Source organism: Bradyrhizobium sp. HKCCYLS3070, assembly GCF_051167575.1.
Lineage (GTDB): Bacteria > Pseudomonadota > Alphaproteobacteria > Rhizobiales > Xanthobacteraceae > Bradyrhizobium.
This window is the reverse complement of sequence record NZ_JBNPTI010000013.1, coordinates 83558-109861: the sequence shown is the minus strand read 5'-3', so window position 1 is coordinate 109861 and position 26304 is coordinate 83558. Positions and strand designations below refer to the sequence as shown.

General features: G+C 65.5%; 21 protein-coding genes. 11 read left to right on the top strand and 10 right to left on the bottom strand.

Going from position 1 to position 26304, the window contains the following annotated elements:
* The first annotated feature begins 48 nt into the window (after nt 1–48).
* Nucleotides 49–2016, top strand: coding sequence for a methyl-accepting chemotaxis protein (locus ACQR03_RS28585; protein WP_315752234.1), 1968 nt, complete (start codon nt 49–51; stop codon nt 2014–2016).
* A gap of 125 nt (nt 2017–2141) precedes the next feature.
* Here ACQR03_RS28585 and ACQR03_RS28580 read toward each other — a convergent pair whose 3' ends face one another.
* A complete protein-coding gene (locus tag ACQR03_RS28580; RefSeq protein WP_315752235.1) occupies nt 2142–2540 on the bottom strand; it encodes a rhodanese-like domain-containing protein in 399 nt (132 codons plus the stop codon).
* Between the two features lie 99 nt (nt 2541–2639).
* Here ACQR03_RS28580 and ftrA point away from each other — a divergent pair, with 99 nt between their 5' ends.
* Nucleotides 2640–3671, top strand: coding sequence for a transcriptional regulator FtrA (gene ftrA, locus ACQR03_RS28575; protein ID WP_316193309.1), 1032 nt, complete (start codon nt 2640–2642; stop codon nt 3669–3671).
* Here ftrA and ACQR03_RS28570 read toward each other — a convergent pair.
* Nucleotides 3645–5864, bottom strand: a complete 2220-nt coding sequence (locus ACQR03_RS28570) for a sensor domain-containing protein (protein WP_316193308.1) — start codon at nt 5862–5864, stop codon at nt 3645–3647. The genes ftrA and ACQR03_RS28570 overlap by 27 nt on opposite strands.
* A 394-nt stretch (nt 5865–6258) precedes the next feature.
* Between ACQR03_RS28570 and mepA the strand changes: the two genes are divergently transcribed.
* Together mepA and ACQR03_RS28560 are read left to right on the top strand one after the other, a co-directional pair.
* On the top strand, nt 6259–7200 hold the full coding sequence (gene mepA, locus ACQR03_RS28565) for a penicillin-insensitive murein endopeptidase (RefSeq protein WP_316193307.1): 942 nt from the start codon (nt 6259–6261) through the stop codon (nt 7198–7200).
* 173 nt (nt 7201–7373) lie between these two features.
* A complete protein-coding gene (locus tag ACQR03_RS28560; protein ID WP_315715313.1) occupies nt 7374–7892 on the top strand; it encodes a hypothetical protein in 519 nt (172 codons plus the stop codon).
* A 3-nt stretch (nt 7893–7895) separates the two neighbouring features.
* Here the strand turns inward: ACQR03_RS28560 and ACQR03_RS28555 are convergent, their stop codons facing one another.
* Nucleotides 7896–9689: a potassium/proton antiporter gene (locus ACQR03_RS28555; protein ID WP_315715312.1), complete on the bottom strand. Its 1794-nt coding sequence runs from the start codon at nt 9687–9689 to the stop codon at nt 7896–7898.
* 209 nt (nt 9690–9898) lie between these two features.
* Between ACQR03_RS28555 and ACQR03_RS28550 the strand changes: the two genes are divergently transcribed.
* The 3 genes from ACQR03_RS28550 (at nt 9899) to ACQR03_RS28540 (ending at nt 13040) form a co-directional block, all read left to right on the top strand.
* A complete protein-coding gene (locus tag ACQR03_RS28550) occupies nt 9899–11218 on the top strand; it encodes a mechanosensitive ion channel family protein (protein WP_315715311.1) in 1320 nt (439 codons plus the stop codon).
* A 97-nt stretch (nt 11219–11315) separates the two neighbouring features.
* On the top strand, nt 11316–12140 hold the full coding sequence (gene map / locus ACQR03_RS28545; protein WP_315715310.1) for a type I methionyl aminopeptidase: 825 nt from the start codon (nt 11316–11318) through the stop codon (nt 12138–12140).
* 96 nt (nt 12141–12236) lie between these two features.
* The gene (locus tag ACQR03_RS28540; protein ID WP_315752320.1) at nt 12237–13040 is read left to right on the top strand and encodes an intradiol ring-cleavage dioxygenase; all 804 of its coding nucleotides are present in this window, start codon (nt 12237–12239) and stop codon (nt 13038–13040) included.
* On the opposite strand, the gene ACQR03_RS28535 is transcribed toward ACQR03_RS28540, so the two are convergent.
* On the bottom strand, nt 13041–14231 hold the full coding sequence (locus ACQR03_RS28535; RefSeq protein ID WP_315752240.1) for an MFS transporter: 1191 nt from the start codon (nt 14229–14231) through the stop codon (nt 13041–13043). It lies immediately after the preceding gene.
* Nucleotides 14232–14440: 209 nt separating this feature from the next.
* Nucleotides 14441–15214, bottom strand: a complete 774-nt coding sequence (gene mddA / locus ACQR03_RS28530) for a methanethiol S-methyltransferase (protein ID WP_434842081.1) — start codon at nt 15212–15214, stop codon at nt 14441–14443.
* Nucleotides 15215–15362: 148 nt separating this feature from the next.
* On the opposite strand from mddA, the gene ACQR03_RS28525 reads away from it, so the two are divergent.
* The 4 genes from ACQR03_RS28525 to ACQR03_RS28510 all read left to right on the top strand — a co-directional run bounded on the left by ACQR03_RS28525 (nt 15363) and on the right by ACQR03_RS28510 (nt 19206).
* Entirely contained in the window at nt 15363–16913 is a 1551-nt protein-coding gene (locus tag ACQR03_RS28525) for an alpha/beta fold hydrolase (RefSeq protein WP_434842080.1), read from the top strand.
* A gap of 36 nt (nt 16914–16949) precedes the next feature.
* Entirely contained in the window at nt 16950–17117 is a 168-nt protein-coding gene (locus ACQR03_RS28520) for a hypothetical protein (protein ID WP_315715306.1), read from the top strand.
* Between the two features lie 70 nt (nt 17118–17187).
* Nucleotides 17188–17760 carry a JAB domain-containing protein gene (locus ACQR03_RS28515; protein WP_434842096.1) on the top strand — a complete coding sequence of 191 codons (573 nt, stop codon included), beginning with the start codon at nt 17188–17190 and terminating at the stop codon, nt 17758–17760.
* A gap of 192 nt (nt 17761–17952) precedes the next feature.
* A complete protein-coding gene (locus ACQR03_RS28510) occupies nt 17953–19206 on the top strand; it encodes a tyrosine-type recombinase/integrase (RefSeq protein ID WP_434842079.1) in 1254 nt (417 codons plus the stop codon).
* A gap of 201 nt (nt 19207–19407) precedes the next feature.
* On the opposite strand, the gene ACQR03_RS28505 is transcribed toward ACQR03_RS28510, so the two are convergent.
* Genes ACQR03_RS28505 through ACQR03_RS28485 form a run of 5 tightly spaced genes read right to left on the bottom strand, consistent with a single transcriptional unit; the run spans nt 19408 to nt 26246 of the window.
* Nucleotides 19408–20526: a hypothetical protein gene (locus ACQR03_RS28505; RefSeq protein WP_434842078.1), complete on the bottom strand. Its 1119-nt coding sequence runs from the start codon at nt 20524–20526 to the stop codon at nt 19408–19410.
* Nucleotides 20527–20549: 23 nt separating this feature from the next.
* Entirely contained in the window at nt 20550–22109 is a 1560-nt protein-coding gene (locus ACQR03_RS28500; RefSeq protein WP_434842077.1) for an N-6 DNA methylase, read from the bottom strand.
* A 14-nt stretch (nt 22110–22123) separates the two neighbouring features.
* Entirely contained in the window at nt 22124–24499 is a 2376-nt protein-coding gene (gene hsdR, locus ACQR03_RS28495) for an EcoAI/FtnUII family type I restriction enzme subunit R (RefSeq protein ID WP_434842076.1), read from the bottom strand.
* Nucleotides 24496–25602, bottom strand: coding sequence for a nucleotidyl transferase AbiEii/AbiGii toxin family protein (locus tag ACQR03_RS28490; protein WP_434842075.1), 1107 nt, complete (start codon nt 25600–25602; stop codon nt 24496–24498). Before ACQR03_RS28490 ends, hsdR begins: the two co-directional genes overlap by 4 nt.
* On the bottom strand, nt 25599–26246 hold the full coding sequence (locus tag ACQR03_RS28485) for a DUF6088 family protein (protein ID WP_434842074.1): 648 nt from the start codon (nt 26244–26246) through the stop codon (nt 25599–25601). The genes ACQR03_RS28490 and ACQR03_RS28485 overlap by 4 nt, the downstream gene beginning before the upstream one ends.
* Between the last annotated feature and the right edge of the window lie 58 nt (nt 26247–26304).

Below are 26304 nucleotides of genomic sequence, written 5' to 3'. Positions count from 1 at the left end.
CCTTAATGGTATCCTGAGACCCTTGCTGCAAAGCAAGGAATGCCCCGAATGTCCCGCCTCCGGTCGATCTCCGCCCGCCTGATCATCGCGCTCTCGCTGACCGTCGCCATCGCCTGTGCCGTGCTCGGCACCTTCTCCGTCATCCAGCAGCGCGCTCTGACCCGACTGGCGCTGGAGCAGCAACTCAAGCTGCAGTTCGACAGCGTGTCGGCCGGCATCGACTATGAAGGCCGCGCCGCGCTGGCGGTCAGCTCCACCCTGGCGGCGCTGCCCCCGATCGCCGACGCCTACCTCAAGGGCGACCGCGACGCGCTTGGCGCCCTGCTCGGCGGCGCCATGACGTCGCTGAAGGCGCAGGGCATTCCGCTGGTGAACGTATGGGCGCCGCCGGCCACCAATTTCTATCGCGTGCATGAGCCCAAGGTGTTCGGCGACGACACCTCGAAGCGCCGCATCACCGTGGTGCAGGCCAACCAGACCGGCCGCCTGATCGCCGGCGTCGAGCAGAGCCGGCTGTCGCTCGGCATCTTCGGCATGACCCCGATCGTGCGCGACGGCAAGGTGATCGCGACCGTCGACGTCGGCGCCGCCTTCGGCAAGGAATTCGTCGAGCGCGCCAAGCAGCGCTTCGGCATCGATCTCGCCGTCTACTGGATCAACGACGGCCAGCCGAAGCGGCTGTCCTCGACGTTCGGCGACGAGACCGTCGCCACCCCGGACGAGGTGCTCGCGGTGTTCAAGGGCACGGCGCTGCTGCGCGATGCCACCCTGGCCGGCAAGCCCGCCGCGGTCTATGCCGGGCAGATCAGGAACTACGCCGGCGACCCGATCGCCGTGCTGGAGCTGATCAAGGACACAACCGCCTATGAGGCCGCCGCCGCCAGCGCGCAGCAGCAGCTGATCATCGGCACGGTCGTAATCCTGCTGCTCGCCGTCATCGTCGCGCTGTTCGTCGCCCGCGGCATCTCGCGCCCCCTGGTCGCCATCACCGCCGTCATGCACCGGCTGTCGAGCGGCGACACCGAGGTCGCGATCCCCGGCGGCCAGCGCAAGGACGAGCTCGGCACGATGGCGCAGGCGGTCGACGTGTTCCGCCGCAACATGATCGAGACGGCCAGCCTGCGCGAGGCGCAGGAGGCGACGCAACACCGCGCCGAGCAGGAGAAGCAGGCGCTGCAGCGGCAGATGGCCGACCGGTTCGAGGCCGACGTCAAGGGCGTGGTGTCCTCGGTTGCCAAGGCCACGGCGGACATGGAGCGCGTCGTCCACGAGATCACGGTCAGCGTCAACGGCACCTCGCAGCGCGCAGCGGCCGCCGCTGCTGCGTCCGAGGAAGCCTCGAGCGGCGTGTCGACCGTCGCTGCGGCCTCCGAGGAGCTCGCCTCCTCGGTGACCGAGATCGGCCGCCAGGTCGCGCATTCCAGCAAGGTGGCCGATGCCGCGGTCGTCAAGGCGCGCCAGACCACCGAGATGGTCGGCAGCCTCGCCGCAGCCGCCGAGAGGATCGGCGACGTGTTGCGCCTGATCGACGCGATCGCGAGCCAGACCAACCTGCTGGCGCTCAACGCGACCATCGAGGCGGCGCGTGCCGGCGAGGCGGGCCGCGGCTTCGCGGTCGTGGCAGCCGAGGTCAAGGAGCTGGCCGGACAGACCGCCAAGGCGACGGAGGAGATCGCCGGCCAGGTCACCTCGATCCAGGCCGCGACGTCCGACTGCGTGACCGCCATCGGCGGCATCAGCACAACGATCCAGGAGATCAGCGGCATTGCCGCGACCATCGCCGCCGCCGTCGAGCAGCAAGACTCGGCGACGCGCGAGATCGCGCGCAGCGTCCAGCAGGCGGCGTCCGGGACCAACGAGGTGTCGCAGAACGTCGTCGGCGCCAGTGACGCCGCCGAGCAGTCACGCGAGCTCGCCGACCACGTCATGGTCGCCACGCGCGACCTCGGCAAGCGTGCGAACGACCTGTTCAAGAGCGTCGACACCTTCCTCGCCGGCCTGCGCAAGGCGGCGTAGCGGGCGACTTTCGCCATCCCGCCCTCTTGGCTCGCAGCCTTCCAAGGCGGCGAGCTCCAAAATCGGTGTCGTCCCCGCATTCGCGGGGACGACGCTGGTGATGAGGTAACAGCCGGGCCTCCGCTTCAATCGCCGGTCGCGAGTGCAAAGCCCTCGTCGAGCCAGCCGGTGATGCCGCCGATCATCATCTTCACGGGCCGTCCCAGCCGCGCAAGCCGGATCGCGGCGCGGTTGGCGCCGTTGCAGTGCGGGCCGGCGCAGTAGACCACGAACAGCCTGTCCTTCGCGTACTCGGCCATCCGCTCCGCGGTCATGGTCCGGTGCGGGATGTTGATGGCGCCGGTGATGTGCCCCTTGGCAAACGAGGCCGGGCCCCTGACATCCACCAGGATGAAGTCCGGAGCTGCTGCATGCAGACTCTCGTGCACGTCCCAGCAATCGGTCTCGAATGAGAGCATCGCCTCGAAATGGGCGAGCGCCTGGGCTGACGGGGCTGCGGGCACCTCGGTGACATGGGTCGTCATCGTCTCTCTCCTGCGACGTTGCGTGAGCTCCTCCAATCTCGCGCGCTACGCGGGGCGACCCAAGTGACGGATCGGACAAAGTTCGGTAAGTTTCCGCCAATGCCCCGCGCCGCAACCCATGCTCCACACCCGAATCCGGGATTGGTCGCCGTCATCACCTATGACGGGCTGTGCACGTTCGAGTTCGGCATCGCGGTCGAAGTCTTCGGGCTGCCGCGGCCGGAGTTCGACTTCCCTTGGTACCGGTTCACGGTGGTCTCTGCCGAAGCGCGGCGTGCCCGCGCGACCGGCGGCATCGTGGTCGAGGCCGGCGCGCCCCTGTCACGCCTGAAGCAAGCCAGCACGATCATCGTTCCAGGATGGCGCGATCGCACCGAGCGGCCGCCCCAGCGCCTGCTGCGCGCCATCGCGCAGGCGGCCGCGCGCGGCGCGCGGTGCTTGTCGATCTGCTCCGGCGTGTTCGTTCTGGCCGCCGCTGGCCTGCTCGACGGCAGGCGCGCCACCACGCATTGGCGGCACATTCCCGACCTGAAGCGGCTCTATCCGAATATTCGCGTCGAAGAGGACACGCTCTATGTCGACGAGGGCAATGTCATCACCTCGGCCGGCAGCGCTGCGGGCATCGACGCCTGCCTGCATCTGGTCCGGCGCGATTTCGGCAGCAAGGTTGCGAACAGCGTTGCCCGGCGGCTGGTGATGCCGCCGCACCGGGACGGCGGGCAGGCGCAATACGTCGTCGCACCGGTCCAGGCCCGCCCGGGACGGACGATCGGCGCCGTCATGGATTGGGCACGGGGGCGACTGGCGCAGCCGATTGCGGTCAGCGCGATGGCAAAACGCGCCGGGATGAGCGAGCGGACCTTGCTGCGGTCGTTCCAGGACAGCACGGGCGCGAGCCCTACGGCCTGGCTGCAGCAGGAGCGCATGACGCGGGCGCGGGAGCTGCTGGAGAATGCGACGCTCTCCCTGGCGGACATCTCGGCGCAGTGCGGCTACCGGTCGCTCGAAACGTTTCGCGTCGCTTTCCGGCGCATCGTCGGAACGTCGCCCGCGGCCTATCGGCGGCGCTTCGAGGCGCGTCCAACAGCGGCCAACGTCGCTCGCTCAAGCCACCAGCGCGTTGCCGGGTGAGGTGCCGTCCATGGCATCCCGCTGCGCCTGCAAGAGCCGGACGATGTCGACATTGGGCCGGGGCCGGCTGAACAGATAGCCCTGCCCTTCATGGCAGCCCTCGGCGCGCAGACAGCGCAGCTCCGCCTCGGTCTCGACGCCCTCGGCCGTGATGATGACGCCGAGCCCCTTGCCCAGGCTGACGATCGAGCGGACGATCGCCTGCGCCTCGCGATTGGCCGCGAGACCGCGGATGAAGGACTGATCGACCTTGATCTTGTCGAACGGAAAGCTGCGCAGATAGCTCAGGCTGGAATAGCCAGTGCCGAAATCGTCCATCGAGATGCGCACGCCCAGCGCGCGCAGCGCATGCAGGGTGGCCAGCACCTGGCCGCTCTTCTCCAGCACCAGCGTCTCGGTGATCTCGAGCTCGAGTCGGCTCGGCGGCAGGCCCGACTGCTTCAGCACGTCCATCACCAGCGACAGCACGTTGCCGACGCGGAACTGCAGCGGCGACATGTTCACGGCGACACGGACGTCGTCCGGCCATTTCGCGGCGTCGTTGCAGGCGTGCCGCAACATCGCGCGGCCGAGCGCCGAGATCAGGCCGGTCTCCTCGGCGACCGGGATGAACTCCGACGGCGGGATCATGCCGCGCTCTGGATGCGGCCAGCGCGCCAGCGCCTCGAAACCGGTGATGCGTCCGGTCGAGAGGTCGATCAGCGGCTGATAATGCGGCTGCAGCACGTCGCGCTGGATGGCCTCGCGCAGCTCGGATTCGATCTTGCGCCGGCTCTGCGCCCGCGCATCCATGCCGGATTCGAAATAGCTGAAGGAGCCGCGCGTCTCGTTCTTCGCGCGCGACAGCGCCATGTCGGCATTCTTGAGCAGCTTCTCGGCGTCGTCGCCATCGTTCGGCGCCATGGCGATGCCGATCGTAGCGCCGATCGTCACCGAGCTGCCGTCGATGAGATAGGGATCGGCGATCGCCTCCAGCAGCCGGCGGCAGAGCTGGGCCGCATCCTCCGGCCGCGCCTGCCCGCCCTGCACCACCGCGAACTCGTCGGAGTTCAGTCGCGCGACGATGTCCTCCTGACGCAGGACCGAGCGCAGCCGCTTGCCGACCCCGCGCAACAGCCGGTCGCCGACCGCGTGGCCGAGGGTATCGTTGATCGACTTGAAACTATCGAGGCCGAGCACCAGCACGGCGATCTTCTCGGAGCCGCGCCGCATCTGGGTGAGCTTGTCATCGATCTTCTGGCGCAGCAGGTTGCGGCTCGGCAGGCCGGTCAGTGCGTCGTGCTGGGCCAGGAAGGCGAGCCGCGCCTCGGCGCGCTTGCGTTCGGTGATGTCCATCAGCGCCAGCAGCACCGCGGGCTGGGCGTTGTGGACGAGATGGCGCGAATAGATCGCGAGATCGATCAGGGCGCCATCGGCGCGGACATGCTTCCAGGTGCGCGCCGCCTGCTCCTCGCTGGACTGCTCGCCTGCCCAGGGCGGCTCGCTATCATAGGCCTGCAGGCTGCGGATGCTGAGCCGCTCGAAGGCGTCCCGGCTGTAGCCGTAATGCTGGGCCGCCGCTTCGTTGACGCCGAGCACGCGCCCGTCATCCGTCGCGCAGACGATCATCGGCACCGGATTGCCGTCGAACAGCAGGCGGAACGACTCCTCGCGCTGCTTCAATTCGGTGATGTCGACGCGCAGGCCAACGATGCCGCCATCGCCGGTCAGACGCTCCTCGATCAGGATGGTACGGCCGTCCGACAGCTTCTGCTCATGGCGACCGCTCGGATGAAACAGCTTTTCGAGCCGCTCGGCGATCCACTCCTCCTCGCGGCCCGCGGCTTCCGGATAGTCGCCGCGGGTAACGCCGATCCGGATCGTATCCTGCAGCCGGGCGCCGGATTCGAACAGGTCCGAGCTGCGGTTGTAGATTTCGGCGTATTTCTTGTTCCAGAGAATGTAGCGGCCGTCGGCGTCGAGGAACACGATCCCCTCGGGAAGAATGTCGATCGCTTCGATGAGCCGATCATGCGCCTTCTTCGCCTCAGCCATCGCCACTTCGGCGCACTTGCCGCCGATCTCATCGACGGGGGCGAGCTTGCGCAAATTGTGCCAACGCAATCTCGGGCTTGGCTTGACCGGGTGAACTGCATCGCGGGCGCTTGGCACGCGATTGCGCTTTTTTGCCGTGGGTGGCCGAACGGGCCGCATCGCGTGCCTCACTCTCCTTCTCGAACGGCAGTTTTCGGCCACGTTTCTGAAAAAATGGTATCTTGATGCAGGGCGCGACAGCCACTGGTTACGGGAACAGGTGGATGCACTCGCGCATTTGGAGAGTTGAGACCTGCGCGGAGGATCAACCAAGGGCTGCTGTACAACCAGCGATAAGTGACGTCGGTTGCCACGAGCCAGAAAAGACCCGCATACCGTGCAATGGCCCTGCGCTTATTGTTCGTTTACCGAACGAACTCACGCAATTGAGCCGTGTTCAGCCGGTTCCGCCAATCCGGCAGCAGGGTTAGAGCCAGGTTAAAACGGCTCGAATGACCCGCTGTTGACGTAGAATTGGGCAACCCGGCCGGTCGGCAGACGCTACACTGGCGCCATGCATGTCCGCCTGATTCTGGTCGCCATCGTCAGTTCGGCCGTCATTGCCGCGGCGGCCCCGGCTCATGCCCAGGACAAGGGCAGCGTCGAGCCAAAGGCCCTGCCGCCATTGGCGCATCCGGACGATCCGAATACGCCGGCCAAGGAGCTGTTCGCGCGGAGGATCCTGCCGTCGGCGCAACCGACCAGGGTGATCGGCACCTATAATCGCGGCTGCATCGCCGGAGCCGAGCGAATGCCGGTCAACGGCGAGGGCTGGCAGGTGATGCGGCTGTCGCGCAACCGCAATTTCGGCCATCCCAACCTGATCGCGCTGCTGAAGCGGCTGGCGACCCGCGCGCACAAGGATGCCGGCTGGCCCGGCATCCTGGTCGGCGACATCGGCCAGCCGCGCGGCGGACCAGCGCTGTCCGGCCATGCCAGCCATCAAATCGGGCTCGACGCCGACATCTGGCTGACGCCGATGCCCGACCATAGGCTGTCGCGCAACGAGCGCGAGGAGATGTCGGCGGTCATGATGGTTCGGCCTGATCGCCTCGATGTCGATCCGCGGGTGTTCACGAAGGGCCACGTCGCCGTGATCCGCGCCGCGGCCCAGGAGCCGTCGGTGCAGCGCATCTTCGTCAACGCCGCGATCAAGAAGGCGCTGTGCCGGGACGCGAGGGGGGACCGTAGCTGGCTCACCAAGGTGCGGCCGTGGTGGGGCCACGACTATCACTTCCACATCCGCATGGTGTGCCCGCCGGGCAATCCGGACTGCCACGGCCAGACCAACCAGGAGGGCGGCGATGGCTGCGGCGACCTCGACTATTGGTTCTCGGATGCGGTGCTGCATCCGCTGCCGCCGAAAGAGCCCCCTAAGCCGCCGCAACCGCTGACGATGGCGCAACTGCCGCCTGGCTGCCGAGCGGTGCTGCATGCGCCGGACGCCAAGAATTGATTCGGCCGACGCTGCCGTGATTGGGAGTCGCAGCGGCGGGACGATTGCCATAGGATGATATTGCTCGCGCCGTCAGCGCGGTGATCGAAGGGGATGACGGTCCCTCCACCTCCTGTTATCGCGGTATCAAGATGCCGCGCGCCGCTGCGCGGCGTAACAGTCGCGAGTCCGTCATGATCCTGATCCGTCCCGCCACGACCGCCTTCCTCGTTACGGTGGCCGCGAACTCGGCTGCGGTTGCCGCCGAACCGAGCGGCTGCGACAAGTTCAAATGGGACATCGCGCGCGAGCACGCCGCGCTGACCGCAGCCGACCGCGAGAAGCTCGTATCTGGCGCCGAGATGGCCGTTATTCCCGCGACCGGGATTGTGCTGGAGCTGCGTCCGACGGCTGACGCCAAGCTGGCGATGCCGCCGGAGCGCGCGCCCAGGGACGGCAGCTTCGCCGGCCTCACGCGGATCGCCGGAGCGCCCAAGGCCGGCGTCTACACCATCAGCCTGTCGGCCGCGGCCTGGATCGACGTGGTGCAGGACGGCAAGATCCTCAAGCCGGCCGGCTTCAGCGGCGCCACCGATTGCGACGGCATTCGCAAGACCATGAAGTACGAGCTGGGATCAAAGCCTTTCGTGCTGCAGGTCAGCGGCGCGCCGGAGAATGCGATCTCGATCGCCGTCCTGCCGGCGGCAGAATGACGCTCACACCCCTGCGACCGACGACCAGACACTGGCCAGCTTGCGCTTCATCCGCTCCTTGCGCGTCAGCACCGGCACATCCTCCTCGTCCTCCGGCAGACGCAGTCCGACCACGTTGACGCGGCCGCCGGAGATCGAGCGGGCGACCAGCACGATGGTGTCGAGCGCCACGGTCGCGCCTTCCTTCGGCGCGTTGTCGAGATGGATGTCGAAATAGTCGGCGAGCGTCAGCTTGTCCTCGCCCTCGCCGAGCTTGACGCCGTAGATGCCGGCGACCTCGTCGAGCGTATGCTCGGCCGAGACCATGAAGTCGCCGAGCAGATGCGGGTCGGGCGCGGCCGACGGCGGCATGTCGACGAAGAAGCGGTCGAGCGACTCGGCCTTTTCCGGCGGCGCCAGCAGATAGAGATAGTCCCCCGGCGCGATCGGCTCGGCCTCGGGCGGCGACAGAATCTGCTCGTTGCGGATCACCAGGGTCGGCTTCGACCAGGACGGGATCAGGCCGCGGCGGAAGTACAGGCTCTTGGAGCGGATCGAATAGCCGACCAGCTGCTGCTCGAGCTGGCCGGGCAGATCGAGCTCGATGCGGCGCGGGCCCCGATCGGTGCGCGGCAGCGCCACGTGCAGCTTGCGCGCGGCCACGCCGAGCGTCCAGCCCTGCGCAAGCAGCGAGATGATCACGACCACGAACGCGACGTCGAAATAGAGATAGGCGCTGGACAGGCCGACCAGCAGCGGGATCGAGGCGAGGAAGATCGCGACCGCGCCGCGCAGGCCGGTCCAGGCGATGAACGCCTTCTCCCGCCAGTTGAAGCGGAACGGATAGAGGCAGACAAACACCGCAACGGGTCGCGCCACCAGCATCAGCATCAGCGCAACAGCAATCGCCGGCAGGAGGCTGTCGAGCAGCCGCTGCGGCGACACCAGCAGCCCGAGCAGCACGAACATCACGATCTGGGCGAGCCACGTCGCGGCATCGAGGAAGGTGACGACAGAGTTGTGCGCGCGGGTCGGCCGGTTGCCGACGATGAGGCCGGCGAGATAGACCGCGAGGAAGCCGGAGCCGTGGGCGATCTGCGCCATGCCGAAGATCACCAGCGCGGCCGTGGTCACGAACGGCGCGTGGAGGCCCTGCGGCAGCGCGACCTTGTTGAGGCCGATGACGACGAGGCGGCCGCCGACGATGCCGAACAGCGTGCCGAGCACCGCCTCGCGGATCAGCTCGAACACGAAATGTCCGAACGACCCGTGACCGACCGAGATCAGCTCGACCAGCATCAGGGTGAGGAACACCGCGAACGGATCATTGCTGCCGGACTCCGCCTCCAGCGTGGCACCGACACGCGGGCGCAGCCGCAGGCCCTGGGCGTGGACCAGCAGGAACACGGCCGCCGCATCCGTCGAGGCGATGACGGCGCCGACCAGCATCGCCTCGGTCCAGCCGAGGTCGAGGGCATATTTCGCCACGGGCGCGGTGATGAAGGCGGTCATCAGCACGCCGACGGTCGCAAGCACCATCGAGGGCGCCAGCACGGTGCGGATGCTCTGGAAGCGCGTACGCAGACCGCCGTCGAACAGGATCAGCGCCAGCGCGACGGAGCCCACCAGATAGGTGGTACGGACGTCCTGAAATTCGATATGACCAGGGCCGGAATCGCCCGCCAGCATGCCGATCACCAGGAACACCAGCAGCAGCGGTGCGCCGAAGCGCAACGCCAGCAGGCTCGACAGGATGCCGGCCATCACGAGGACCGCACCGAGGAGGATCGCAATGCTGACGGCGTCGAGGGATGACATGAAAAAACGTTGATGGATCCGAGTTTTACATCCTTATCGTCGCCACACTTGCACGCCAACCGGATTTGCTCTTATCGCGGCGATATGCCCATTTTTCCATCCTTGCCCGCGTTCGGGGTATATTTCGCGGCAATCGCCTGTGACGAAAACGAACTAAATTCCGCTGATCCGGCCAACCCGCGCCACTGTTCCCCTCCGAGACCCCGCTGATGGACCTCGACCTGAAAGACGTTCTCGACTTCCTGCAGACCGTTGGCCGCTCGATCGGCGCCGAGGTCACCTCGCCGTGGTTCTATCTTCAACTCGGGCTGGTGCTGAGCGGCGCCGGCATCGCCTTTGCGGCGAGCGCCGCCGTGCGTGCGCGCATCGACCTGACTTCGCTGGCGATGGGCTGGCCTGGCCCGCTGCGGCAGCTGCTACGGGTGCTGCTGGAGAGCGTCACCACGGTCGTGTTCGTGATCCTGATGCGGATCGCCCGCACCGGCATGTTGCTGTGGACCTGGCCGAGCCGCAGCTACCTGCTCGCCGTCGCGCTCAAGCTGGCGCTCGCTTGGCTCGTGATCCGGCTGATCACCTCGGTGATCCGCAGCACCTTCATCGTGCAGATCGTGTCGATCTCGGCCTGGCTGGTCGCCGCGCTCAGCATCATCGGCCAGCTCGACAACGTCGTCGACGCGCTCGATTCCATCTCGGTCGTGCTCGGCGGCCTCAGGCTGACGCCGCTGCTGGTGATCAAGCTCGGCGTGCTGCTGCTCGCGGTGCTGTGGCTGACCAACATCGCCAGCAATTTCGTCGAGAGCCGCATCACGCGCTCGACGGACCTGACGCCGTCGATCCAGGTGCTCCTGATCAAGATGGTCCGCATGGGCCTGATGATCCTCGGCGTCGCGATTGCGATCAGCGCGGTCGGCATCAACCTGTCGGCGCTCGCGATCTTCTCCGGCGCCGCCGGTGTCGGTATCGGCCTCGGCCTGCAGCGCATCGTCGCCAATTTCGTCGCGGGCATCATCCTGCTGGCCGACAAATCGGTGAAGCCGGGCGATCTCGTCACCATCGGCGACAGCTCGGGACGCATCAGCGCGATGAACACGCGCTACATCTCGGTCGCCGCCGGCGACGGCCGCGAGTTCCTGATCCCGAACGAGGACCTCGTCACCCAGAAGGTGACCAACTGGACCTACACCGACAAGAACACGCTGGTGAAGGTCAATTTCGGCACCAACTACGACGCCGATCCCCGGGTCGTCTGCAAGCTCGCCACCGAGATCGCGGCCGAGACGCCGCGCACCTTGAAATCGAAGGCGCCGAACTGCCTGCTGACCGAGTTCACCGAGGCCGGCATGAAGTTCTCGCTGACCACATGGATCGCCGACCCCAGCTACATGGACAGCGTCAAGAGCGAGGTGATGCTGGCGCTGTGGGAGGCCTTCAAGCGCGAGGGCATCAGGGTGCCGTATCCGGTGCGAGAGCTTCGCGTTCGCGGAGGTGCGCTGCCGGTGGAGACCACGCTGGAGGTGCCGACCGGCTAGGCGGCAGATCCGGCCGTGCACACCCGGCTTGCACCGGCCGGCACGATCATTAAATTAGGCGATCACCCTGCGACACCCCTGAGAACGAAACAGGCCCATGAACTATATCGAAGCGACCGACACCGCTGCGCGCAAGAACGGCCAGATCAAGCTGCACGGCCCGAGCGGCTTTGCCGGCATGCGCAAGGCCGGCGCGCTGGTGTCGAAGTGCCTCGATGCGCTCACCGACATCGTCAAGCCGGGCGTGCCGACCTCGCGGATCGACGATTTCGTCCGGGACTTCGCCTTCAGCCACGGCGCCTATCCGGCGACGCTGATGTATCGCGGCTATCGCTACTCGACCTGCACGTCGATCAACCACGTGGTCTGCCACGGCATGCCGAACGACCGGCCGCTGAAGGAAGGCGACATCATCAATGTCGACGTCACCTTCATCGTCGACGGCTGGTACGGCGATTCCAGCCGCATGTATGCGATCGGCCCGATCGCGCGCAAGGCCGAGCGGCTGATCGAGGTCACCTACGAATCGATGATGCGCGGCATCGCCGCGGTGAAGCCCGGCGCCACCACCGGCGACATCGGCCACGCAATCCAGAGCTTCGTCGAGCCGCAGGGCATGAGCGTGGTGCGCGACTTCTGCGGCCATGGTCTCGGCCGGCTGTTCCATGACGAGCCGAACATCATCCATGTCGGCCGTCCCGGCGAGGGCGTGCTGCTCAAGCCCGGCATGTTCTTCACCATCGAGCCGATGATCAATCTCGGCAAGCCGCATGTGAAGATCCTGTCCGACGGCTGGACCGCAGTGACGCGGGACCGCTCGCTGTCGGCGCAGTTCGAGCATTCGGTCGGCGTCACCGCCGACGGCGTCGAGATCTTCACGCTCTCGGAGCGCCATGGAGAGAAGCCGCTGACGCAGGTGTGAGCGGGCTCCTGGCCGAATGGCCGCCGGGCGTCCGATTGTTGCCATGCCCGGCTGATCGACTGCCGCTTCCGTCGCATGCGACTGCGGGAGGCTGCTCTGACCAACGCAACACGCCGTGGCGTTCTCGGCCTGCTCTCGGCGGGCGCAGCGCTGCTGACGCCGCCGGCGCGCGCAGCGTCGGAGACAGCTCCCGCATCGGCGAATGCCGACGACGCCTGCATCCTGACGCCGCAGTCGGAATCCGGTCCCTATTATCTCGATCCCAAGCTGGTGCGCGCCGAGATCGCCGAGGACCGGCCGGGCGTGCCGCTCAGGCTGCGCCTTCGCGTCATCGAGGCCGGCTCCTGCGCGCCACTCCCCGGCGCGCGCGTCGACATCTGGCACTGCGATGCCCGCGGCATCTATTCGGGCTATCCCGGCCAGAGCGACACTCACAAGCTCGACCAGAGCGGAAAGACGTTCCTGCGCGGCACGCAGATGGCCGACGCCGCCGGCTGGGCCGGCTTCAGGACCATCTATCCCGGCTGGTATGCCGGCCGCGCCACCCACATCCACTTCAGGGTGTTTGTCGACGAGGCCACGGTGCTGACCGGACAAACCTTCTTTCCCGAGGCGCTGAACGAGTTCATCTACACCAACGTGCCCGACTACACGGGACGGCCGAAGCAACGGCTCGTCATCAATGCCAACGACCGCGTCGCGACCGAGGCCGATCCCGAACACCGCGCGCATTGCGCGGTGAAGGAGGAGCGCGATCACTATCTGGCGACCCTCACGTTGGCCGTAAGCCGTAACCCGGCCGCCGCCGTCGAGATGCCCACTGGCAAGTTGCCGCCCGCACCCTGGATCAAGGACCGGCTGGCGGCGCTGGTGCCCGGGCTCAAGCGCAGCCCGTTCTGATCATTTCGGCTCGGTGAACTGATAGGCCAGCGCCGCGAGCGGCAGCGCCGTGCCGAGCGCGGCGGCGGCCGTCCAGCCGCCATGCGCATATGCCCAGGCACCGAGGCCGGAACCCGCCGCCCCGGCGACGAAGAAGGTGGTCATATAGAGCCCGTTCAGCCGGCTGCGCTGGCCGGCGCCGAGCACGAACAGCACGCGATAGCCGAGGATGAGGCTGAGCTGCGCGCCGCAATCGATGGCGATGGCGGCGATCACCAGCGTGGCCAGCGACCCGTTCGTTCCGAGTGGAACCGAAAGCGTCAACGCGAAGCCGATCGCGCACATCAGCATCGATGCGACCGTCGCCGGTCGCGTCCAGCCGCGATCGGCGATGCGGCCGGCGACCGGCGCCATGATCGCCCCGGCGACGCCGGCCAGCGCGAAGAGGGCGATGCCGGTCTGCGACATCCGGAAATCGGACCCGGCCAGCAGCAGCGGGGACGTGGTCCAGAACACGCTGAAGCCGCCGAACAGCGCGGCCTGGTAGAGCGCGCGGCGGCGCAGCGCCGGCGTGTCGCGATAGAGCTCGACCATCGAGCCGAGCAGCTGGCCGTAGCTCAGCCGCGCCTGCGGCTCACGCGGCGGCAGGGCGAGGCGCAACACCCCGGCCAGGATCACCATGGCGAGCGCCGAGGCCGCATAGATCACGTGCCAGGAGGCATGCGCCGCGACGAAGCTCGCGAGCGGCCGTGCCAGCATGATGCCGAGCATCAGGCCGGTGGTGACGTTGCCGACGGCGCGGCCGCGGATCGCCTCCGGCGCCATGTGCCCGGCATAGGGGATCAGGATCTGCACCGCGACCGAGCCGAAGCCGATCAGCAGCGCCGAGAGCAGGAATGTCGACGGGCTCGTCGCCAGGGCCGCACAACCGAGCGCGGCCGCGCCGACGATGATGGTCATGATGACGAGCTTGCGGTTCTCGATGAGATCGCCGAGCGGCACCACGAACAAGAGACCTGCGCCGTATCCGATCTGGCTCATCGTCACCAGCAGTCCCGCGAGCTGCGGCCGCAGCCCAAGCTCGGCGCTGATCGGCCCAATCAGCGGCTGCGCGTAATAGATGTTGGCGACGATCAGCCCGCAGGAAAAGGCCAATAACAGCGTGATCCAGGCCGACAGCGAGTCGCCGGAATCGGACGTGATGGTGGTCAACGCGGATCTCTCTCGGACTGAACAGGCAGGCCATAGGGCCTTATGAGAACGGAGGCTGTCGAGCTGTGATTTTGCATCGCAGCATTCAAGCCCGACATAGGTGCTGAGGTCCCCGCACCAATTCACGTCTGCGTGGGCGCGGCACCGGGCAAGCCGTGATCAAAAGCGAGCGTGCCCGACGAGCCCTGCGGACGTCGAGCCGGCGCCGGCTACTGCGCGCCGCGCGTCTCCGTCTCGGCGGTCCGCCGGCCGCCGATCAGTCGCGGCAGCAGCATCGGCACCCGCCGGCGGTAGCGCTGGTAGGTGTCGCCGAACTGGGCGATCAGATCGCGCTCCTCGAGCTGCAGCCCGACCAGGATGTAGGCTGTGCTGAGGGCGGCGAACAGCAGGTGGCCGACCGACATCTCCGGCGTGGCCCAGAAGGCGAGCAGGAAGCCCAGCATCAGCGGGTGGCGCACCAGCCGATACAGCAGCGGCGTTCTGAAAGGCTGCGCCGTCCCGGCGCCGCCGCGGAGGGCGAGCACGGCCTGGCGGAGGCCGAACAGATCGAAATGATCGATCATGTAGGTCGAGGAAAGCGCGATCAGCCAGCCGAGCCAATGCACGCCGGTCAGCACGCCCGCTGCGACACCCTCGACGTGCCAGACCGGATTCGGGATCGGACGCCATTGCCAGAACAGCAGCAGCAGGATCAGGCTGGACAGCAGCACATAGGTGCTGCGCTCGGCCGCCGCCGGAATGATGCGCGTCAACGCGCGCTTGAACGCCGGCCGCGCCATCACGCTGTGCTGGATCGCGAACAGCGCCAGCAGCAGCGCGTCGATGACGACGGCCTCGGTCACGGCGCTGGACACGCCCACGTCGATCGACTTGGCCGTGAGATAGTTGTAATTGCCGACGAAACCGACCGCCCACACGAACGACCCAAGAAAGACGGCATAGCTCGCGACGGCGTAGAGCATGATGAGGAGACGCCCGGACATGAAGGTTTCCTTGTTGCTGCGAGGACGGCGTGGCCGTGATCGAGACGTCCGATCCTGGGACCGGTCGCGACTCGCGCGAGCCTGAGCCCTTACCAATCGACCGTCCCCCGAGCGTCCCCCGGACGCAGCCACCCAGGTCGCACCCCCGATGGTTCAGTTCCGCGTCCGGACATTAGGCTTTCCCGAGCTGCATCGCGACGGCCAGCCGTGCCCGCTGGCGCTGCGCAAGGGCCTCGCTCTGCTGGTCTATCTGGCGGAAGCCAAAGGCCCTGTCGCGCGGGACATTCTGGCGACGATGCTCTGGCCGGAGTGTTCCGAGGAGGTCGCGCGGGCGCGGCTGCGCCGCCTGCTGCACCGGCTCCAGCTCACACTCGGCGACGGCTGCCTCACCATCGATCGCGCGACGATTCGGTGGGCGGAAGCGGTCGAGCTGGAGGTCCAATCGGCGCTGTTCGAAACGGCTTGCGACCGCGGCGAATTCGAGCTGGCCTGCCGCCTCTATTCCAGTGACTTCCTGGACGGCTTCGCGCCCGGCGACTGTCCGCAGTTCGAGGAATGGGCGTTCTTCCGGCGTGAAGCCTTGCGCGGCCGGGCGGTCCAGGCGCTGGAGCGCGTGGTGCGGGATCGCAGCGCGGCCGGCGACCATGCCGCGGCTGCGGTCCACGCCGGACGCCTCGTCGCGTTCGACCCGCTCAGCGAGGTCTATGGCCGCGCCCTGATCCGCAGCCTGATGCTGGCCGGCGACCGCGCCGCCGCCCAGCGCCATCTCGACGCCCTGACGCAGCGCCTGCGCGACGAGCTCGGTGTCGCTCCCGAAGCGGAGACGCTGGCGCTGCTGGCGCAGGGCGTTGCGGCGCCAGGCGACAGCGCACCGCCGACGCGCTATGTCCTGGGCGGCGGCGTTCATCTCGCCTATCAGACCTACGGCACAGGTTCGCAGGACATTCTGCTGCTGCCCGGCTTCGTCTCGCATGTCGAGCGGATCTGGGAGGAGCCGCACTGTCGGGCCTTGCTGTCCGCGCTCGCCAGAATCGGCCGCCTGATCCTGTTCGATCGCCGCGGCATCGGGCTCTCCGACCGGGTCGGTTTCAGCCCCAGCGTGGAGGCGACGGCGCGCGACATCGCGACCGTGCTCGACGCCGCCGGCAGCCGGCGCACGGTGCTGCTCGGCGCCTCCGAGGGCGGACCGGCCTGCATCACCTTCGCGGCCGACCATCCCGAACGTGTCGCCGGGCTGATCCTGTTCGCCTCGCTCGCCAAGGGCAGCGCCGCGCCCGGCTATCCGCATGCGCTGCAGGCCAGCCAGTACGGCATCTGGCTGCGGCAGCTGGTGGCCGAATGGGGCGGCCCCGCCGGCATCGAGACATTCGCTCCGAGTCTGGCTGGCGATCCCCAGGCGCGCGCCTGGTGGGCCGGACTGCTTCGCGCGGCGTCCAGCCCCGGCGCCATCAAGGGCCTGCTCGAAGCCTTCAGGGATACGGACGTCCGCCACCTGCTCGCCCGGATCGCTGCACCGACCCTGGTGCTGCACCGTCGCCACGATCGCGCCGTGCTCGTCGGGGCCGGGCGGCATCTCGCCAGCCATATCCGCCACGCGCGCTTCGTCGAGCTCGACGGCGCCGACCATTGGATGTTCGCCGGCGACCAGAGGCCGGCCCTCGCCAGCATCGACGCCTTCATCGGCAGTCTGCAGCCATAAGCAGGATCGCCCGACGGACGAGAAGGACGTCGTCCGGTGCTGCTCACGCTCGTGATCCTGTTCGGCCTCGGGCGGGTGCTGTTCTGGCTCGGCTATGCCAGCGGCGGCGCGGGCCGCGCCTTCGGCTTTGCGCTCACCTTCTACCCCACCGCGTTTTCTCTCATCGTCGGCCTCGCCATCGTGCTGACCGGACGCGCGGCCTAGCAAGGCGCGCCCTGCGGGGCGCGAGCACTTCGAGGTTGCAAAAATGCGGCGTCACGGCATGCTGACGCCGATGCCCGAGAAAGCCCCTCCTCCCAACGATACGCCGCCGGACACGCCGCACTATCACGGCCACCGTCAGCGGCTGCGCGAGCGCTTTCACAGCGCCGGTCCCGACGCGCTCAACGACTACGAGCTGCTGGAGATGGTGCTGTTCGCCGCGCTGCCGCGGCGCGACGTCAAGCCGCTGGCGAAGGCGCTGCTCAAGACGTTCGGATCGTTCGCCGAGGTGATCCACGCGCCGGAGCCGCGGCTGCGCGAGATCGACGGCGTCGGCGACGCCTCGATCACCCAGCTCAAGCTGATCGCCGCCGCCGCGCACCGCATCGCCAAGGGCGAGGTGCGGCAGAAGCACGCGCTGGCGTCATGGCAGGACGTCATCACCTATTGCCGCACCAGCATGGCGTTCGCCGACAAGGAGCAGTTCAGGCTGTTATTTCTCGACAAGCGCAACCAGCTGATCGCCGACGAGGTGCAGCAGACCGGCACCGTCGATCACACGCCGGTCTATCCGCGCGAGGTGATCAAGCGCGCGCTCGAATTGTCGGCCACTGCGATCATCCTGGTGCACAACCACCCCACTTGACCTTTTCGCTCACGTCTGATCACGCTCAAGCCTATTGAAACACTCATAAAATCGCATTTTTTTGGCATTGCGTAGTGGGGGCGGTTTTGGCAAATTGAGGGCTGTAAAAGGGGTAGAAAACGGCCTTCCGCTCCCAGCTAGCGATCCCTGCTTCTCCTCGACCGATCCCAGTTCCGGGAAGGAGGAAACGCTATGCCCGCCCTCACCGACACCGCGATCCGACATGCGCTGAAGCGCGTCGAGATCAGTCGCAAGCAGGAGAACCTCGCCGACGGCGAGGGGCGCGGCACCGGCCGTCTCGTTCTCGTCCTCAAGCCCATGCCCAAGCGTGTCACCGCCGACTGGATGGCGCAGCAGTGGCGCGATGGCAAACGCACTAAGAAAAAGATCGGCGCCTATCCCTCGATGTCGCTCGCGCAAGCTCGCGAGATCTACAAGCGCGACTTTGCTGACGTCATCCAGAAGGGCCGAAGCATCAAGATCGCCACCGACACTCGCCCCGGCACGGTCGCCGATCTATTCGAGGGTTATGTCGCTGCGCTCAAGGACGCAGGCAAGCCGTCCTGGAAGGAAACTGAAAAAGGCCTCAACAAGATCGCCGACAGGCTCGGGCGTAATCGCCTCGCCCGCGAGATTGAGGCCGAGGAAATCATCGAGCTGATCCGTCCGATCTACGAGCGCGGTGCCAAGTCGATGGCGGACCATGTGCGCTCCTATCTCCATGCCGCCTTTAGTTGGGGCATGAAGTCCGACAACGACTATCGGCAGCAATCCTCTCGCCGCTTCCGGATTCCCTTTAATCCGGCAACGGGCATCCCGACCGAACCCAAGGTCCAAGGCACTCGCTGGCTCGACGAAAACGAGTTCGTGCAGCTCTATCGCTGGCTGGAGCACCCCGACACGCCGGTTCATCCCTCTTATCCGCGCGCCGTGCAGCTGATCATGCTGACCGGCCAGCGCGTCGAGGAAATCGCGCGGCTCCATATCGATCAATGGGACGCCAAGGAGCGGATCATTGACTGGTCCAAGACCAAGAACGACCAACCCCATGCCGTCCCAGTCCCATTGCTCGCTGCTGAGCTGATCGAGTCGATTAAGCCGAACGAATATGGTTGGTACTTCCCATCGGCCAAAGACCCGAGGAAGCCCGTTAGCCACGGAACGCTCTATAGCTTCGTGTGGCGGCAGCGCGACCGCGGCGTCATACCCTACGCAACCAATCGGGATATCCGACGGACGTTCAAGACGTTGGCAGGCAAGGCCGGCGTTTCAAAAGAGATCCGCGACCGCCTCCAAAACCACGCGCTGCAGGATGTGAGCTCCAAGAATTACGATCGGTGGCACTATATGCCCGAGAAGCGCGCCGGCATGGCCAAATGGGACAGGTTCGTTCGGGCGCTGCTCAACGAGAAAAAGGCCAACCGCGCGTTGAAGCAGGCCGCGTGAGTTGCCGCTCCCTTATCGTGGTTGGCACGCTCGCCGTGTTCGGCTCCATCGCTTGTGCCCACGCCGACCCATGCCAGGTACCACTGGCGAGCTAGGCAGGCCCCACTTTTCCGGAGTCGTCCGCCACGTTGGTGATAGAGACAGCCCTTTGCGCCCGTGCAGTCGACCCCTTCCGAATGGATCGAAGTTCGGCTCCGGATCTCAGTGAAACGTTTCGCTCAACAGCGCAGGAATCAAGCAGCCTAGCTCACTCGCAACCTCAGACTGCGCTGCGACAACGCGACTGGCTCGCTTCTGTAGCTCATCAAACCAGAGTTGTGCGTCAAGTGAGGGCACGGGCACTCGGATGGTCTCCAGCGCTTTGAGCCCAAGCGTTCGGTTTCTTCCGGCGCCCCCCGGCGAGGCAGCTCCGAGCTGGTGGATGCCCTCTGGCGTCAAAAAGTGAAACCGGAGAAATTCGGAAGTGGCTCGCGACCGGTCCGGAACGCAGGTCAAGAACCGATGGGAGCCGACGCGGCCGTCATCACCTGCCGTCGCCACTGCTACCGCGCCTTCCCACGCGAAGACGATGTTGAAAACCAGATCGCCAGCATGCACCTCGAAAAGACGCTTGCTCCCAACCTCGATTCCAGACAGGGCTGGCTTGTGAAAGGTCCCCTTACCAAAGGACCGCACTCCCAGCTCCGGATAGCTACCGTCGGGATCAACAGGAACCGGACGACGCACGAGTGGTGCAATATCTCGTATCGCACGCTGGGGCGCTCCGGCGATGAGCTTTCGAAAAGACGCGTTAAGAGTCGCGTTGACCTCCGCCCTCGTAAGCTCAACGCTTTGATGCCGCCGAGCAATCTCTTGAACTGCAGCTTCAAGCTTAGCGACGACACGACGCTGCTCAGGGATCGCCGGAAGATCGACCGTAATCGCCGCCAATTTGTCTATGCCGAGGGTCTTGTTACGACCCGCTCCACCAGGAGAAGCACGTTGAAGCTGCTTCAGCCCGCGGCCATGAACGAAGTGCCAAAAGAGATATGTTGCTATCGCCAATCGAGGATTCGGAACACAGGTCAGGAATCGGTGCGATCCGATCATTCCATGCTCCGCCTCGCTTGCGACGGCTACAGCTCCCTCCCAGGCAAATACGATGTTGAACAGCAAGTCGCCGGGCTCAATCGCGAATACCTTCTTATCCCCGATGGTGAGGCTCGTTGACGGTGGCTTGTGAAACACGCCCTTGCCGAAGGACCTGACACCAATCTCTTGATAGAGCTGATCCGGCTCTACCCGAATTGGACGACGAACAAGCGGTGCAATCTCCGCCATGGCGTAGGTAGATCGCCGCATCTTCAAGCCCGCTCCGCGAGTAGCGCTCTAAGTCGATCAAGCGCGTGTAGAACTTCCTTCTCCTTAGCTATGGCGCTTTCAAGGATCTCGCTCGGCGGTCGGTGATCGACCACATCGTCTGCATGCGGATTCTTGATATCAAGATCAACGGCGATCACCCGACCCTGATCGTCTCGCTTTATCAGGTCCGGACCAAAGACCTTCCATGCCCGGTTGCCCTCCTTTCGCTCAGACCACCACCTGCGACAAGGTTCGAACTCTTCATACTGGAGCGGAAGCGTCTTTGTGTATTTCCGCCTCCCCTCAGGCAAGGGCTGTTCCCAATACCACATGTCACGCGTGGGGCCGGATGTATCGAAGAAGATAATGTTGGTTGGGATATCGGTGTACGGGGCGAACGTGCCTTCTGGCAGCCGAACGACCGTATGCAAATTGAACTGTTCTAACAGGTCGGCCTTGATGCGCGCCGCTATCCCATCTCCGAATAGAATGCCGTGCGGTACGACAACCGCGGCACGTCCATGTCCGCCGCGCTTCAGCCGGCGCATGATGAGCTGCAGAAACAGCAGTGCGGTCTCGGCCGTTCGGCGATCATCAGGGAAGTTTGTGAGGATGCCTGCTTCCTCTTCTCCGCCGAACGGAGGATTGGTCAGGATCACCTCGACGCGATCACGCTCGCCAATCTCTGTCAGCTTGAAGCGCAGCGCATTTCCGAACTCAATATCCGGCGCTTCCAACCCGTGCAGGAGCAGATTCATCTGCGCCAACAGGAATGGGAGCGATGAGTCCTCGCCGCCGCGCAATGTCGAGCGCTGGAGGATCTCGCGCTTCTCCACAGTATCGGCGCTCGGCCTCATGTGGTCGAAGGCAGCGGCAAGGAACCCTCCGGTGCCGCAAGCGGGATCGAGGACCGTTTCGCCCAGCTTCGGGTCAACAACCTCGATCATGAAACGCACAACGGGCCGCGGCGTATAGAACTCCCCGTTCTGACCCGCTGCGTCCCGCATCTCCCGCAGCAGCGTCTCGTACATCCGCCCGAGGGTCTGGATGTCCTCCGTGCTGTCGAAGTGGATGTCATTGACCAGGTTGATAACATCCCGCAGGACATAGCCGCTCGTCGCATAGTTGCGCAGATCACGAAAGACCGCTGCAACAACGTCACGGCGCTGTCGCCCTTGGCCGTTGCCTCGTAGGCTTCGCAGATACGCGAAGAGGCCAGCACCTTGCGTGCCATCGCTACGAACCGTCTTTTCTCCGTTTATGAACGAGAGCAGATCCGGCCCGGTAATACCTGCGGGATCAGACGCCCAATCCCGCCAGCGGTACGGCGGGTCGATCAGGCTGCGATAGGTCTCGCCGGCAAGCACGGCCTCGTCTTCGTGCACGCGTTCCATGTCGTCCGCGAACTTCAGGAACATCAACCACGTAAGCGTCGGAAGCCGCGTCAGGTCCGTCTTAAGCTCGCGGTCTTTGCGCATCTTGTTACGCGCAGACTTGATGACGCTGTCGAGGCGCTGAGCCGTGGTCTTCGGCGCCTTATCCTTCTTGTTACGTGGCGGCATTCAGAGGTGTTTCCTTAAGCGGCATACAACAGGCCTGACATTTCGTTGACGGCCGCGCGAAGCTTATCCGGCCCCCCAAAGCGTCGCGCGATTTCACTGGGATTGCCGAAGCCCGCAAGCGGCGGCACTTTCAAGATGCCGGGCAACGCGAACTGAGCCGCGCCATGGTCGGCATACTTCTGGAGCAGGGCTTCGAGCACGGCCCGTGCATCGGCGCCGTACTGATCGAAGAAGTCTCGGCGGTCACGCTTGAGGCGTTCCGCACGCTCCCGTCGAGTCCTCAACGGCGCGTTCCAAGCGAGATGACAGAGCAGATCGAAGGCATCGTCGTCTGGACGGCCCGCTTCCTCCGCCAAGGTCTCAAGGTCGATGCCGCGCTCGGCCAGGGCTTCGACCACGGCCTGGCGCTTGTCCGCATTGAGCCAGTCCGCACGAAAGCTCGCTGCGGTCGGATAGAGCGTTCGGACCTTCTCACCGGTCCAGTCCGTCAGCTTCTTGCAGGTCAAACGCTTGCCGTCCGTGTCCAGTTCGTAGACTAGGTGGGCAACTACCTCGACCGCCCCGCCATCGACATAATACTTGCGTGGCTCGCCGGGCTCTTCGTCCGGCGGCAGTCCAGCCGCCGGCGTCTCGCCCTCTGGCTCGTCGACCGTCTCGGGCGGCGGATTCTCCCCGCCTTCGCTGGTGACCACTTCGCCGTCGGCGTCGATCTCGGTGACAGTTTCGGCCGTTGGTTCGCCATCGAATTCCGGGTCGGCGAACTTCTCAGTGGCCGTGCCGGTGTAGTCGAGGATGTTGAAGAAGAGCTTGCCATAGTCCTCCCGCAACCGTGTTCCGCGCCCGATGATCTGCTTGAATTCAGTCATCGAGCCCACCACCCTCGCGAGGACGACATTCTTGCAGGTCGGTGCGTCTACGCCCGTCGTCAAAAGCTGCGAGGTCGTCAGGATGACAGGAACCTTTGTCTCCACATCCTGAAAGGCATTCAGCTTTCCTTTGCCGATGTCGCCCTCATCGGCGGTGATGCGACAGGCGTAGTCCGGATAGGCGACGACGAGATCTGAATTGAGGTTGGCAAGCGCGCGGCGCATCTCGCTCGCATGCTCCTGGTTAACACAGAAGACGATCGTCTTGGCGAAGCGGTCTGTCTGGGCGAGGAAGTGCGTTAGATGTCGGGCGATTGCTTCGGTGCGGGCGCGCAGTGCGATGACGCGCTCGAAATCCTTGGTGTGATACTCGTCGTCGGGAACCTCACGTCCGAAGCGGTCGAGCTCGCCCTTGCTCGGCCGCCAGCCGGTGGCGTCATAGTCGGTGACCACCCGGTGCACGCGATACGGTGCGAGGAAGCCATCGGCTATGCCTTGCGCTAGCGAGTAGGTGTAGAGCGGCGCCCCGAAATAGGCGTAGGTGTCACGGTTGTCATCCCTGAGCGGGGTGGCGGTCATGCCGAGCTGATATGCCGGCTCGAAATACTCCAGGATCTCGCGCCAACTGCTGTCGTCGCGCGCGCTGCCACGATGGCATTCGTCGACGATGATCAGATCGAAGAAGTCGCGCGCGTATTCCCGATAGAGGCCTGGCCTCCGTTCGTCGCGGGCGATGGCTTGATAGATCGCGAAATAGATGTCGCGGCCCTGGCTGACGACACCATTTTCGATTTTGAAGCGGGCGTCCCCGAACGGCGCGAACGTCTTGCCCATCGGATCGTCGACGAGGATGTTGCGGTCCGCGAGAAACAGGATCTTCGGTTTGCGGAAATCCCCGCGCTTGTTCCACCCAGCGCTCCAAACCCGCCAAGCGATCTGGAAAGCCACCGCAGTTTTCCCGGCGCCGGTGCACAGGGTCAAGAGCGCACGGCGCCTGCTGGTGAGAATGGCCTGGAGCGCCTGATTGACCGCGCTCTCTTGATAGTAGCGCAGCGGCTTGCCCGGATCGGGAAATCCCGGCGTGAGGAGCCGATTGGCCGCAGCATCATCGGCCAAGCCAAGGCCCGCGCGCTGGCGCGTCCAGAGTTCAGCCGGTGTCGGAAAGTCCGCACGCAGCGTTTCAATGCCGGTGAAGAAGTCGAACTCCACGATCTCAGCACCGTTTGTGGCAATCGCGAATTTCAGCCCCAGAATCTCGGCGTAGTTCTTGGCCTGCTGCAGACCATCGGCGGTGGATTTATAGCTCGCCTTCGCTTCCACGACGGCGATTGGGTAGTCGGCATTGAACCGCAGAATGTAGTCGGCCCGCTTCTGCCGGCCGCGGCGAGCACGACCCCCGACGAATATTACCCGGCCATCGGTGAAGGTGCGCTGCTCGTTGATAGCGTGGGGCGCGCTATCCCATCCGGCGGCCTGCAGACGCGGCACGACGAATTTTCGACAGGTGTCGGCCTCTGTGTTCATGCTCCTGCACCCCCCGTCCCGTCTCGGCTTGCCGCCGCCGACTTGGTTTCGGCTTGGTTGATGCGCGCCTCGAGCTCGGCGACCCGGCCGAGAACCTCTTCGAGCGCGGGCGCCTCACCGAAGATCATTCCCGCCATAGCGGCGTAGTCGCGCGTGAGTTCGGTCGCCATGTCGCGATTTGGCGATAGTGTGAAGCTTCCAGGCACCGCGGTCGCGAGGTTCAGATCTGGACTGTTGAAGAACATGCGGGCGTGCCGCACGCAATCGACGCCCAGCGCGAGATCGCTCGACGCGGTGAGACCGACATCGGAATCGAGCAGCCGGTAGACGTCGTAGTAGTGCCGTGAAATTCGCTGGCCGCCGCCGCGGAGCGCGCCACGCGCATCGAACCATTGGCGTAACCCGTGCAGGATCACGATCTTGTCCCAGAAGGTGCGTTCCGGGACGACGGTTCTGACGTCGGGTACGTTCAGCTCGAAATCGGCGAGCACGTCGGCAACATAAGGTTTGACGATTACGGGTTTGTTCGGATCGAGGGCCGACTTGGCGCCTGACTCGATCTTGACCGCCGGCCTGACGTATCCCTCGTCAGCCGCCGTCACCTTCGGATACCAGATCAACAGGCTTTGCCGGTCGGAGTCGTCGGGATCGAGCTCCACCCGCCCGGCTTCAGGTTCCAGGCCCGCAGTCTCCAGGGTCTCGCGCAAATGCCCCTCGACCTGCTGGCGCATCGTCTCGTTCACGTAGGCCTGACTCGCGCCCTTGATGGCGTCGAGGCGCCGTCGTCGTTTCTTGCCGCTCAGCGCCTCCAGTTCATCGACCGTCGCGCCCTCGCCCAGGTCGTCCCGGAAGATTGTGATGTCTATGTCTTCCGAGAATCGGGAGATCAATCCGAAAGCCTTCGACAGCGAGGTCCCGCCCTTGAACAGCAGTCGAGGGCCGCCCGCCTCGGCACCGTTGAACAGCGCATCGAGGGTCCAACAGACCCAGAAATCCTTTTCGATGTTTTGCTCCGGGGCGCCTAAGCGCTGCGCCGCGCCGAGGAAAGCGTCGCGGCGATCCTCCGCAGCAGCAGAAAGGAACGTGACGAAACCCGGATTCACCCGCGGCTCCCGGGCTGTTGCTTGGTCGGTTTATCCCGGGAAGAGGAGGCCTCCGGTTCATCGAGCAAGGGCCGCAGGAAGGTCTGCATCCAATCCGGCAGGCTGGTGAAGCCGTCGCGCAAGTCCGCCGCGATCGCCGCACCGTGTTCGGGATCGGCGAGGATCGCAGCGAGGCGGCGGCGAATACGATCGCGATCGCCGTCGATCGTGCTGCGCAGCCACTGCAGCGCCTGGACGACGCGCATCGCCGGACGGCCAGCCCAGTGCAGGCGGCTGGGCGCGGTCAGTTTGAACGTGATGGTCTGTGCGCCCAACTTGATCGGGCGCAGGCGCGCATCGGTGTGAACCGAGATCTTGGCGGGCACCGCATCCGTCAGCCCGAGGTCGTTGGCGGCTGTCAGCCCGTCGACCAGCATGCGCGCCTGGTCTCGTCGCACGAGCGCATCGATGACCCGCCGTGGATCAGGATTGGTTGGTTTCCCGGTCAGGCTGTTGAGCCGAGGCAGATCGTAAAGGCCACGGGTGATGCGGCGGATCTCTCCGGCGCTGGTCATGCGTGACAGCGCTTGGTCTATGGCATCGCGCGAACCGATGTCCAGAAAGTCGATCGGCGTCCAGACGCCGAATGGCGCCTGGTCAGCCATTCTATTTTGAATCTGGGATTTAAGATCCATCGTCGGCCCGCCCTGTCAGAAAAATGTA